Source organism: Paraburkholderia sp. Ac-20347, assembly GCF_017104805.1.
GTDB classification, from domain to species: domain Bacteria; phylum Pseudomonadota; class Gammaproteobacteria; order Burkholderiales; family Burkholderiaceae; genus Paraburkholderia; species Paraburkholderia tropica.
Genome location: NZ_JAAGPN010000263.1, coordinates 1 through 11,239, shown reverse-complemented (window position 1 = coordinate 11,239; position 11,239 = coordinate 1). Strand labels below are relative to the sequence as shown.

Annotated in this window: 12 protein-coding genes; 4 read left to right on the top strand and 8 right to left on the bottom strand. The window is 65.8% G+C overall.

All coding sequences use genetic code 11. The annotated features are described in order from the left end of the window. A partial coding sequence (locus tag G3N97_RS31740) for a winged helix-turn-helix domain-containing protein (RefSeq protein WP_205996895.1) occupies positions 1 to 283 on the bottom strand: 283 nt, incomplete at its 3' end. 220 nt (positions 284 to 503) lie between these two features. On the opposite strand from G3N97_RS31740, the gene G3N97_RS31735 reads away from it, so the two are divergent. Continuing rightward, on the top strand, positions 504 to 2,825 hold the full coding sequence (locus G3N97_RS31735; protein WP_205996893.1) for an FdhF/YdeP family oxidoreductase: 2,322 nt from the start codon (positions 504 to 506) through the stop codon (positions 2,823 to 2,825). A gap of 127 nt (positions 2,826 to 2,952) precedes the next feature. On the opposite strand, the gene G3N97_RS31730 is transcribed toward G3N97_RS31735, so the two are convergent. Genes G3N97_RS31730 through G3N97_RS31710 form a run of 5 tightly spaced genes read right to left on the bottom strand, consistent with a single transcriptional unit; the run spans position 2,953 to position 8,118 of the window. Beyond that, on the bottom strand, positions 2,953 to 3,318 hold the full coding sequence (locus G3N97_RS31730; RefSeq protein WP_205996892.1) for a response regulator: 366 nt from the start codon (positions 3,316 to 3,318) through the stop codon (positions 2,953 to 2,955). Between the two features lie 41 nt (positions 3,319 to 3,359). Continuing rightward, positions 3,360 to 4,364, bottom strand: coding sequence for a chemotaxis protein CheX (locus tag G3N97_RS31725; protein WP_205996891.1), 1,005 nt, complete (start codon positions 4,362 to 4,364; stop codon positions 3,360 to 3,362). 58 nt (positions 4,365 to 4,422) lie between these two features. Continuing rightward, positions 4,423 to 4,965 (bottom strand): hypothetical protein, encoded by a 543-nt coding sequence (locus G3N97_RS31720; protein ID WP_205996890.1) that lies wholly within the window; start codon positions 4,963 to 4,965, stop codon positions 4,423 to 4,425. Then, the gene (locus G3N97_RS31715) at positions 4,962 to 5,744 is read right to left on the bottom strand and encodes a methyl-accepting chemotaxis protein (protein WP_346778153.1); all 783 of its coding nucleotides are present in this window, start codon (positions 5,742 to 5,744) and stop codon (positions 4,962 to 4,964) included. Before G3N97_RS31715 ends, G3N97_RS31720 begins: the two co-directional genes overlap by 4 nt. Before the next feature lie 19 nt (positions 5,745 to 5,763). Continuing rightward, positions 5,764 to 8,118, bottom strand: coding sequence for a HAMP domain-containing protein (locus G3N97_RS31710; RefSeq protein WP_205996889.1), 2,355 nt, complete (start codon positions 8,116 to 8,118; stop codon positions 5,764 to 5,766). Between the two features lie 241 nt (positions 8,119 to 8,359). Between G3N97_RS31710 and G3N97_RS31705 the strand changes: the two genes are divergently transcribed. Continuing rightward, positions 8,360 to 9,202 carry an AraC family transcriptional regulator gene (locus tag G3N97_RS31705; RefSeq protein WP_205996888.1) on the top strand — a complete coding sequence of 281 codons (843 nt, stop codon included), beginning with the start codon at positions 8,360 to 8,362 and terminating at the stop codon, positions 9,200 to 9,202. A gap of 27 nt (positions 9,203 to 9,229) precedes the next feature. Here the strand turns inward: G3N97_RS31705 and G3N97_RS31700 are convergent, their stop codons facing one another. Then, positions 9,230 to 9,817 (bottom strand): LysE family translocator, encoded by a 588-nt coding sequence (locus tag G3N97_RS31700; RefSeq protein ID WP_205996887.1) that lies wholly within the window; start codon positions 9,815 to 9,817, stop codon positions 9,230 to 9,232. Here G3N97_RS31700 and G3N97_RS31695 point away from each other — a divergent pair. Further along, positions 9,804 to 10,046, top strand: a complete 243-nt coding sequence (locus tag G3N97_RS31695) for a hypothetical protein (protein ID WP_205996886.1) — start codon at positions 9,804 to 9,806, stop codon at positions 10,044 to 10,046. The two genes, G3N97_RS31700 and G3N97_RS31695, sit on opposite strands and share 14 nt — an antisense overlap. Further along, entirely contained in the window at positions 10,043 to 10,813 is a 771-nt protein-coding gene (gene cobF, locus G3N97_RS31690) for a precorrin-6A synthase (deacetylating) (RefSeq protein ID WP_205996885.1), read from the top strand. The genes G3N97_RS31695 and cobF overlap by 4 nt, the downstream gene beginning before the upstream one ends. A gap of 29 nt (positions 10,814 to 10,842) precedes the next feature. Here cobF and G3N97_RS31685 read toward each other — a convergent pair. After that, the coding region (locus G3N97_RS31685) for a DMT family transporter (RefSeq protein ID WP_205996884.1) at positions 10,843 to 11,239 on the bottom strand (397 nt) is incomplete at its 5' end.

The following is an 11,239-nucleotide window of genomic DNA, read 5'->3' as shown; positions in this document are numbered from 1 at the left end:
GCGCCGCTCCGCCGCCTTCATGGCCCGCTTCGCCGCCATTTTCCCGCCCGGCCTCGCCCGTCGCGCGCGCCAGCGGCCGCGCGCGCACGAAAAAGCCCGATTGCGGCCGCGACTCGATCACGCCCCGGCTTTCCAGCAGCGCGTAGGCATGCAGCACCGTCTTGATGCTGACGCCGTGCTGCTGGCTCGCCCGCCGCACCGACGGCACGCGCTCGCCTGGCCCGAACACGCCGCGCCGCACGGCGGCCTCGATGTCGTCGGCGAGCTGTTCGTAGCGGGTAATCGAGGAAGACGGCGAGGAAGACGGCGCGGGCATACCAGGAGCAAGCAAAGACAAACGAAAGCCAAGGGAAAGGACGGGCAACACAAACCCCACCAGTCTATGGCAAATCGTCGCAACTGTATCCCTCCGCTTTCCGGATTTCTGTGATCACCGGGAGCACAGGAACACAGTAGTCTCGCCTCATCGGGCCATCCGCCCTCACGAATCCGAAGCCCCCAGCATGAAGAAGCCGCAAGGTCGCATCGAGCCGTATCACCACCCCGCCGCAGGCTGGGGCGCACTCAAACAGGTCGCGATCAACCTGATCAAGGAGAAGGTGTCGGGCGGCAACTACCGCACGCTGCTCAAGCAGAATCAGCCGGACGGCTTCGACTGCCCGGGCTGCGCCTGGCCGGACCGCGAGCACGCGTCGACGTTCGAGTTCTGCGAGAACGGCGTGAAGGCCGTGGCCGCCGAAGCCACCAGCAAGCGCGTGACGCCGGCCTTCTTCGAGCAGCACACCGTCACCGAACTGATGGCGCAATCGGACTACGAGCTGGAGCAGCACGGCCGTCTGACCGATCCGATGGTCTACGACGCGCAGCGCGACCGCTACGTGCCGATCGAATGGGACGACGCGTTCAAGCTGATCGCGAAGCACCTCAATGCGCTCGACAACCCGGACCGCGCCGCGTTCTACACCTCGGGCCGCGCGAGCAACGAAGCCGCGTTCCTGTATCAGCTGTTCGTGCGCATGTACGGCACCAACAACTTCCCCGACTGCTCGAACATGTGCCACGAAGCCACCAGCCGCGGCCTGCCGGGCACGGTCGGCATCGGCAAGGGCACCGTCACGCTCGACGACTTCGAGCACGCCGACACGCTGCTGATCTTCGGCCAGAATCCCGCGACGAACCACCCGCGCATGCTGGGCGAACTGCGCGAATGCGCCAAGCGCGGCGCGACCATCGTCTCGATCAATCCGCTCAAGGAACGCGGGCTGGAACGCTTCGCGAGCCCGCAGCACACGCTCGACATGCTCTCGCCCAAGGGCGTGGAGATCAGCTCGGTGTTCATCCGTCCGCGCATCGGCGGCGACTTCGCGCTGATCAAGGGCATGGCCAAGCGCGTGATCGAACTCGACGATCAAGCCGTGGCGCAAGGCACGGAACGCATTCTCGACGTCGACTTCATCGCCGGACACACGGTCGGCTTCGACAGCTTCGCCGCCGATCTGCGCGCGGAATCGTGGGACATGATCGTCGCCGAAGCGGGCGTGCCGCTCGACGAAGTGCTCAAGCTCGCCGACATCTACGTGAAGGGCAAGGCCGTCATTTCGACGTGGGGCATGGGCATCACGCAGCACAAGAATTCGGTGGCGACGATCCAGCTGCTCTCGAATCTGATGATGATGCGCGGCAATATCGGCCGTCGCGGCGCGGGCCTGTGCCCGGTGCGCGGCCACTCGAACGTGCAGGGCGACCGCACGGTCGGCATCGAGGAAAAGCCGACTCAGGCGTTCCTCGACCGTCTGGGCAAGGCCTACGATTTCGAGCCGCCGCGCGAGCACGGCTACGACGTGGTCGAAACCATTCACGCGATGCTCGAAGGCCACGTGAAGGTGTTCATCGGTCTGGGCGGCAACTTCGCGATCGCCACGCCCGACACGCCGCGCACCTTCGACGCCATGCGTTCGTGCGCGCTTACCGTGCACGTGACGACCAAGCTCAACCGCAGCCATCTCGTGCACGGCGAAGACGCGCTGATCCTGCCGACGCTCGGCCGCACCGAAATCGACCTGCAGAACGGCGTGCCGCAAGGCGTCTCCGTCGAGGACTCGATGAGCATGGTGCACATCTCGTACGGCATGAACCGTCCGGCGTCGAACAATCTGCTGTCGGAAATCGCGATCGTCGCGCGCATGGCGCACGCCACGCTCGGCAGCGAGAAGGTGGACTGGCTCGATCAGGCGAGCGACTACGCGAAGATCCGCGACGGCATCGAGCAGGTGTTCGACGGCTTCCAGAACTACAACGAGCGCCTCAAGCATCCGGGCGGCTTCCACCTCGGCGTCGCGTCGCGCGACCGCGTGTGGAAGACGCCGAGCGGCAAGGCGCAGTTCGTGGTGCACGCGATCGCGCTCGACACGCCGATCCATCGCGCGCGCGCCGAACACGGCCAGAAGCTCATGACGCTGATGACCACGCGCTCGCACGATCAGTACAACACCACGATTTACGGTCTCGACGACCGTTATCGCGGCGTGTACGGCCTGCGCCGCGTGCTGTTCGCGAACCGCGAAGACATGACGATGCTCGGCTTCGAGCCGGGTCAGTTCGTGGATATCACGAGCGTCTGGGACGACGGCATCGAGCGTCACGTCACCGACTTCATGCTCGTGGAGTACGACATTCCGCGCGGCTGCCTCGGCGCGTACTATCCGGAGACGAATCCGCTCGTGCCGCTGGAATCGATCGCCGACGGCGCGGGCACGCCCACGTCGAAATCGATTCCGGTGCTGCTGATGCCCGCGAAGGCGGGCGCGGCGGCGCTCGCCGCGTAACGATTCGAAGCGCGGTCGACACGCCGCGCCGCTTCACGCGGCATCGATAAAAAAGGCCTGCAAACGCAGGCCTTTTTTCATTTTCGCGAGACGCTGATCGAGCGCTAACCGGGCGCTAAACGAGCGCTCAGCCCGCCATCTTCTTGAACGTCTCCAGCACCGCCTCGCCCTTGAACGGCTTGACGATCCAGCCGCGCACGCCGGCGGCCTTGCCGCGCTCCTTCATCGCCGGGCTGCTTTCCGTCGTGAGCATCACCACGTTGACAGCCGTGTTCGCGAGTTCGCTGCGGATCTTCTCGACCATCGTGAGGCCGTCCATGTTCGGCATGTTCACGTCGCTCACGACGAGCTTCACGCCCGGATTCGCCTTCAGCTTCGCGAGGCCGTCCTTGCCGTCCACCGCCGTATCGACGTCGAGGCCGTTCTTGCGCAGAAAGCCCGCGACTTCGTCACGCACCGTGCTCGAATCGTCCACCACCAGAATCTTAGCCATGTTGTCTCTTTCCTTTGCGCCGTGTACGGCGCATCTTGACGTCAAAACAGTTCGAGTTCGCCGCTCACCGGTTCCGGCTCGGCGGCGGCCGCGGCCAGAGCGGCCGTCTCGTCGAAACCTTCGCGCGACCAGCCGAGGCTGAACACGAAACGCTGATCGATCACCGCCTCGCGGCCCGTCTTCGGACACGTGAGCCGGTACTTGATGCACAGCTGCGGATTGTCCGAGCCGAACGACAGATAGCGCCGCCGATGATTGATGAGCAGCGGCACCTGCACCTGCGCGCGGACCCAGCCGCCGTCGCCCGCTGCATCGCCCGCGCCCGCATTGCGCGCGTTCCCGAGATAGCGGTTGCGAAACGCGCCCCACACGAGATTCGTGAGTTCGCCGAGCACGCCGTTCAGATCGCGGAAATCGCTCGCTTCCTCGCGCGCGCCGCGCCCTTCGCGCGGCGGCAGCATGTCGATGAGCGGCGTCTCCTCGGTCTGCATCAGCAGCCAGCCACGGCACCACGCGGTCTCGATCGGGATCAGCGTGAGCACCTCGCCGAAGATGATGCGGTCGCGCACGATGCTCGGCGTGTCCCAGTTCACTTCGAGGTCCGGAAACAGCCCGCGCAGACGGCCGAGCGTCATGTCGGCGATACCGTCCACGAGCGGGTCCGGGTAATCCTGCGAAAACACATGCGCGTCGAGCGCCGCCTGCAGCGACTCGGGCTCGCGCTCGTCCCAGCTCGCGCGCGGCACGCGCCGCAACGCTTCGGGCAATTCACCATCGGTGGTCCGGCGCAGCACAATCGGCAACTCCGGGCGCTCCACTTCGAGCGCCACGGCCACTGCCGCCGCCGCTTCGGGCGAGCCGCCGAAGTCCTCGCCGAGCAGCACGCCGCCCAGGTCGTAATGCGTGTGCAGCGCGGCCGCCAGCGCGTCGCGGCGCACCGGCACGCCCATCAGGCGTTGCCCGGCATCGGGTTGCGCCAGCGCGAGCGCGCGGGCGGAATCGCTTTCGAGCAGCAACACCTTGCTGACCGGCTTATTCGTGTTCATACGTCTCTTTCCGACTTCCCTGCGATACATCACTGCATGCCGACGCGCGCGCGGCGCGTCAGAAGAATTCGAGTTCGCCGGCGCTTTCGCTCGCGTCCGCCATGTCGGCGGCCACGAATTCGAGTGACGCGCGCGTGCAGATGCACAGCGTCGCACCGAGGCGCACCGAACCGTCGATCGTCAGCGCCCAGGACTTCACGCTGTCGGGCTTCAGCTCGCGCAGATACGGCAAACACTGACCCGACAGCGCATACGGCGTGGACATGCCAAGGTCCGGAAAATGCTCGACGAGCTGCTGGTTCATCGACCCGCAGCACAGATTGCCGAACTCCGTGAAGGTCTCGATGAGCGGACGCCCCGCACCGGCTTCCGTTTCGCCCGTGTAATACGCGCGCGTGGCTTCGTCATCCTTAAGATGAATCAATAGCAGCACGCGAAACTGCATCGACGAGATCGTCAGCACGATCACGTGTTCGCCCTGCGCCACCTCATTCGACGCGGGCGAGAACTCGCACGCGTGCTGCGCATCGGTCACGAGCCGCGAGCGCGCCGCCGCGAAGAAAATGCGCTCGAAACTGTCCTGCGCGTTCGAGCCGATCATGCGTGCGCCTGCGTGTGCGTATCGAAGTGAGCATCGAAATGCCCATCCGTGCGCGATTCGCCGAGTTGCGCATACAGTTGCTGCGTAAGCGAATCCACGCTCGCGAGCGAGGCCGCGATCATCTTGCCGCCCGCCTGCACGTCCTGGAACGTCGCGGCGGTGATCAGATCGTTGCGATGCAGGCTGTCGCGATAGCTCTTCGACAACTCCTGCGAGCGCGTGGCGAGCGTACGCACTTCGCCCGCGACGATCGAAAAGCCCCGGCCCGCCGGGCCCGCGCGCGCCGCTTCGATCGACGCATTCAGCGAGACGATCAGCACGTGGCTCACGATCGACGACAGCTCCTGGTTCTTCTGGTGCATGTCGTGGTTCTGCGCCATCAGCGAGATCATCTGCTCGTGCCAGCGCTCGAAAGTCATCGACATCTGCTTGAGGCGCGCCGCTTCGGCAGCGATGCGCTCGACGCGCTGCAAGGCGTCGGCGCCACGCGAACGCTCGGCGGCCAGCGCCGCTTCCATCGCGTCGGCCACCGACTTGCGCTGCGCGAGTTCGGCGCGCAGCGTCTCGATCTGCGCCGCCAGCGCGTCATGTTCTTCGGCGGCGCGCGATTGCGCGTCGTCGATCTGCGTTTTCGCCAGCGCGAGCTGTTCATCGTGCTGCGCGAGTTGCGATTGCAGCGCCGCGTTCGTACGCGCACGCGCGCGCAGATGCAGCACAACCGCGCCGATCGCCACGATCACGGCGCCCGCCAGCGCGCCTGTCAAATACGGAAACACCACAGCCACCCCCGAACCGCGCCTAGCTCAGCGCTTCCTCTTCCTGCTGCGTGGCGCGCGCCTGCTCGCCTTCGACGGCGCACGCGCGCGGCAGATACACGATCGTTTCGAAGTGCCGGTAATCGGCGCCTTCCCGGTTGTCCGTGAAGCGCAGTTCGATGCGGCCGCCTTCGCGTTCGAGGAAGTCGCGCACCGCGTCCATGCCCACACCGCGGCCCGACACTTCGGTCACTTGTTGCGCCGTCGAGAAGCCTGCGCGGAAGATGAACGCCGCGATGGCGTCGTCGCTCGCCATCTCGTCTTCGGCGAGCCAGCCGCGCTCGACGGCGATGCCGCGAATGCGTTCGAGCGCGAGGCCGCGTCCGTCGTCGGCGAGCGCGAGGCGCAACGCGCCGTCGATCACGTTGGCGTCGACATGAATCTGGCCCGCGTCGTCCTTGCCTTGCGCGCGGCGCTGCGTCGGCATTTCAATGCCGTGATCGAGCGAGTTGCGCAGCAGATGCGTGAAGACGTCCCGGACCGTGCCCGCCGCTTCGCTGCGCAGACGCCAGCCGTGATCGTCGATGCGCACGACCGGCGCGACCTTGCCCAGTTCCTGCGCCAGCGACGGCAGCGAATCGAGCACGCCCGCGAGCGCGTCGTGCACGCTCTCGGTGCCGAACGCGCCCAGCACGCGGCGCAGTTCGGCGCGCATCGCGCGCAGCGAGGCGAGATCGTCGTCGCGGGTGTTGTCGATCAGACGCAGGCTCGCGTCGATCTGCTCGCGGCCGATCGCGATGCTGCCGTCCTGCGTGCGGCCGCCGCGACCGAGACTTTCGGTGTTGATCGACGCATAGTGATCGACGGCTTCGCGCACGCGATGCAGGTCGGCGATCAGCGCCTGCTGATCCCACACGTGATCCGGATCTTCGCGGCGCAGCGCGTCGTAACGCTGCTCGACTTCGTGCACCACGCCCGTGAGATGCTGGAGGCTGTATGTGCGCGCATTGCCCTTCACCGTGTGCATGTTGCGGAACAGCGCCGCGACGGCGTCCATGTCCGCGCAATCGTGCTGGCGAATGATGCGTTCGTTTTCGTGGATGAAGGTCTTCGAGCTTTCCACGAAGCGATGGAACTTCTCTTCGCTGACCGCGAGAATTTCGCCGATCATCTGCAGACGGCGCTTCTGCTCGCCCGCTTCCGCCGCGAGTTCGCGCAGTTCGGTCACGTCGCGCACGCAGAGCATCAGACGCACGACGATGTCGTTCTCATCGGTAATCGCCGACCACGACAGATCGAGCACCTTGGTGCGGCCATCGGGCATCGCGCGCGTGATTTCGTTCACGAGCAGATGCTGGTTGAACGCGAAGTTCACGTCGTCTTCGCCGAGGCACGCGTGCACGGCGGCGTCGATCTGCGAGAGCGTATCGGCGTCGAGTTCCGTGCTCGAGAACACGAGGTCCATCAGCGAGCGGCCCGCGATCTCGTTCGTTTCGAAAATCGCTTCCAGATAGGCCGAATACTCGTTGTGGATGGTCGCGCCTTCGACCACCGTGAGAATGCCCTGCTGCATGTTCTGCAGCATCGCCTGAATGTCGGCGGTCTTGCGTTTGAGCTGCGCCGAGCTGTGCTGGATCTTCTCGATCATGCCGTTGAACGCGACGATCGAATGACCGATCTCGTCGAGACGGCCCACCGGCACGCGGCGCGTGAAGTCCTGGCTCGTGGCGATCTCGCTCATTTCCTGCTGCATGCGCGAAAGCGGGCGCGTGATCTGGCGATACAGCAGCAGGCCGATCACCGTGAGCAGCAGCACCGCGCCGCCCGTCACGCCGGCGATCGCGCTGGTGGTCGTGTCGAGCATGCCGTTGAGCGCGCTGATCGCGTCGTCTTTCTGGCGGTTCTTCTCGACGCGCATCGTGGTGACGATGCCTTCGAGTTCGTCGCGATACTGCGCCACGTTCGCGAACAGATAGGCCTGCGCCAGTTCGTTCTTGCCCGCGGCCTTCATCTTCGCGGTGTCGTCGATGGCGTTGAAATAGTTGGTGATGCTTTCCTGCGCCTGCGCGACGAGGCCGTCCTGCGCGTGGCTCGCGGCGGCCTTGCGCTGCACGTCGAGCGCGGCGCGCAGGTCGGCTTCCTTCTTCTTGAGATCGTCCTGCGCGAGTTGCGCGGTGGTCGCGTCGGGCGCGTAGACGAGCGTCATCGTCGCGAGCTGCACGTCCTTGACGAGCGAGACGAGGTCCGAGGAAGCGAGTGCGCTCGGCACGACGCCCTGCGTGACCTGATGGACGTCGGTGGCGCTGCGGCGCGTCTGATAGACCGCGTAGCCGCCGATGGCGGACAACGCGACGAACATCAGCACGATGAGAAGCGTGATGCGGTGACGAATGGTCATGTTGAAATCCCCGAGCCACGCCGTGCCGGTCGCGCTATCGTTACGCGACTCGTGACAAGGCAGGCCAATTTATTCAACGTGAATTATCGGCGCATCCGTATGACGAAATGATGAACGTACTTAATTAGTGCGTTAGCGCACGGACTCTAATTGTTTATGATGCTTGCCGCGCGGCGCGTGATTGACACCGCGTTTGCGCTACCATCGAGCCTCACGCTGTTTCGATTTTGCGAGCCCATTCATGCCGTCCACGTCCGCCATCGCTGCAGGCACGCCGAGCTTCTGGCGCGACGACGCCCTGCCCTTCATCGAAGTGCGCGCCATCGCCGATGGCCGCAAGGTCAGCTATGGACGTCACGCGCACAGCACGTTTTCGATCGGCGCGGTCACGGGCGGCCACAGCACCTATCTGAACGGCAACACGCTGCAGCATATTGGCGCGGGGTCGGTGGTCATCATCAACGCGAACGTCGTGCACGCGTGCAATCCCGCCGCCGATGAAGCGTGGGCCTATCGCATGTTTTATGTCGACGTGGAGTGGCTCGCGAAGCTGCAACGCGAACTGGGCTGCGGCGCGCAGGACGGCCTGCGTCCCTTCGAGCACACGCTCACGCGCGATCCCGCCTTGTTTGCGGGGCTCAACGCGCTCTACGACACGCTCGTCGATCCGCTTGAAGACAACGCGCGCAAGGAACACGCCGTGAAAGCGTATTTCACGGCGCTGCATCGGTCGCTGTACCCGGCCATGCAGCCCGCGCCGCTCGCCGCGCGCGAACCGGATGCGCGTCTTGCGCGCGCCGCCGAATTCATCGACGGCAATTACACGCGCGCGCTCAAGCTCGACGAGATTTGCGCGGCCGCCGACCTGTCGCCGTCGCATCTGATCCGTGCGTTTCGCGAGCAGTACGGCATGACGCCGCACGCGTATGTCGTGAACCGGCGCATCGAGTTCAGCCGCGCGCAATTGCGGCGCGGTCACGCTATCGCCGACGTCGCCGCCGAAGCGGGTTTCGCCGATCAGGCGCATCTGCAACGCGCGTTCCGGCAGTTCGTCGCGGCCACGCCGGGTCAGTATCGCGGCTGACGTATCGCGGCTGACGCTTCGACGCGATCAACCGAACAGCAGCCACAGTGCGCTCGCCGCCAGCAGCGCGGCCATCAGCCGGTTCACGAAGCGCACGCGCGACGGCTCGCGCAGCGCCTGGCGCAGCGACGCGCCCGCCCACGCCCAGCACGCAATCGACGCGTAGCAGACCACGAAATAGATCGCGGCGAACTGCCAGACCAGCGCCTTCTCGCCCGGGGCCGCATACGCGCCCATGCCCGCCACCGACGCGAGCCACGCCTTCGGATTGAGCCATTGCATCGCCGCGCCCGTCATCAGCGAGGGGCCGCGTGCTTCGCGCGAGGCGTCGATACGGCCGTCGTCGATGGCGAGCCGCCACGCCACGTAAAGCAGAAACGCCACGCCCGCCCATTCGATCGCGCGCGTGAGAAACGGCCATTGCGCGAGCAGTTCGTGCAGGCCGAGGCCGATCAGCAGCAACAGCAGCGCGAAACCCACGGTCGCGCCCGTCACGTGGCGCAGGCTCGCGCGCAAGCCATAGCGCGCGCCCGCGCCGAGCGCGACGATATTCACGGGTCCGGGGGTGATGGAAGTGGCCAGCGCGAAGGCGGCCATGGACATGACAGTGCTCACGATTCTCCTCGATACGCCAGACGGCGATGATTCAGCGTCGAGCGTACGCAGCGCGCGGGCGCGCGTATTGAAGAAAATGACCGTGTACACGCAGCCCGCGAAATGGGCGCGCTCGCCAACTCGCGCTATCATTTCGGGCCTTCCGCTCGCCCGGCGCGGCCCTTGGCAGCGCTTCTGCGGCCCTTTTGAGGCCCGCCTGGACGACGCACTCACCGGACTATCGACGTGAAAAAGATCCTCATCATCGGCATCGGCGCGGGCGATCCCGACTATCTGACCATGCAGGCCGTCAAGGCGCTCAACGCCGCCGACGTGTTCTTCGTGATGGACAAAGGCCCCGCGAAAGACAAGCTCGTGGCGCTGCGCAAGGAGATCTGCGCGCGCTTCATCGAGAACCCCGATTACCGCATCGTCGAAGCGACGAGTCCCGAGCGGCGGCGCGACGGCGTCGAATACAAGGCGGCCGTCGACGAACTCAATCGCGACAAACAGCGCGTATTCGAAGGGCTGATCGAGCATGAACTCGCCGATGGACAATGCGGCGCGTTCCTCGTCTGGGGCGATCCCGCGCTCTACGACAGCACGATCCGCATTCTCGATGCGATCCTCGACGAAGGGCGGCTTGCGTTCGAGTTCGAGGTGATTCCGGGCATCAGCAGCGTGCAGGCGCTGGCCGCGAAGCATCGCGTGCCGCTCAATTTCATCGGCAAGCCGGTGAGCATCACCACGGGGCGGCGGCTGGTCGAAAACGGTTTTCCGCGTGACGCCGACAGCGCCGTCGTGATGCTCGACGCGCAGAACGCCTATACGCAGCTCGACGGCGAGGATCTCGACATTTACTGGGGCGCGTATGTGGGCACGCCCGACGAGATTCTCGTGGCGGGCAAGCTCGACGACGTGAAGGACGAAATCGTGCGCGTGCGCGGCGAGGCGCGCGAGGCGAACGGCTGGATCATGGATACGTATCTGCTGCGCAAGCGCGGCGTGAAGGACTGAGCCGCGCGTTTAGGCGTTGACCGCTGCGCTCAGGCGTTGACCGCTTCGCTCACGCTCTTTGCTGCGGCGCGCCGCCACGGCACCACCGCGAACAGCGACGCCGCGACGATCAACGCGCCGCCCGTCCACGCGGCCACGCTCAGGCGCTCGCCGAGCCAGACGCAGGCGAACAGCGCGCCGAACGCCGGTTCGCTGCCCATCAGCAAGGCCACGCGCGTCGGGCTGCTGCGGCGCACGGCGTAGTTCTGGATGAAGAACGCGAACAGCGTGCACGCGCCGACGAGCCACGCCACGCTGCTCCAGAACGGCAGATGCGCGGAGAACGTCGGCAGCGGCTGCCACTGGCCGTGCGCGAACACCAGCGCGAGCACCGCGCTGCCCACCGCCACGCAACCCGCCTGCACCGCCGTCACGGCGAGCGGCGCA

Coding starts and splice junctions, on each gene's coding strand:
- G3N97_RS31735 (WP_205996893.1), top strand. CDS start 504: ATGAAGAAGCCGCAAGGTCGCATCGAGCCGTATCACCACCCCGCCGCA.
- G3N97_RS31695 (WP_205996886.1), top strand. CDS start 9,804: ATGACAGTGCTCACGATTCTCCTCGATACGCCAGACGGCGATGATTCA.
- G3N97_RS31705 (WP_205996888.1), top strand. CDS start 8,360: ATGCCGTCCACGTCCGCCATCGCTGCAGGCACGCCGAGCTTCTGGCGC.
- G3N97_RS31710 (WP_205996889.1), bottom strand. CDS start 8,118: ATGACCATTCGTCACCGCATCACGCTTCTCATCGTGCTGATGTTCGTC.
- G3N97_RS31725 (WP_205996891.1), bottom strand. CDS start 4,364: ATGAACACGAATAAGCCGGTCAGCAAGGTGTTGCTGCTCGAAAGCGAT.
- G3N97_RS31720 (WP_205996890.1), bottom strand. CDS start 4,965: ATGATCGGCTCGAACGCGCAGGACAGTTTCGAGCGCATTTTCTTCGCG.
- G3N97_RS31730 (WP_205996892.1), bottom strand. CDS start 3,318: ATGGCTAAGATTCTGGTGGTGGACGATTCGAGCACGGTGCGTGACGAA.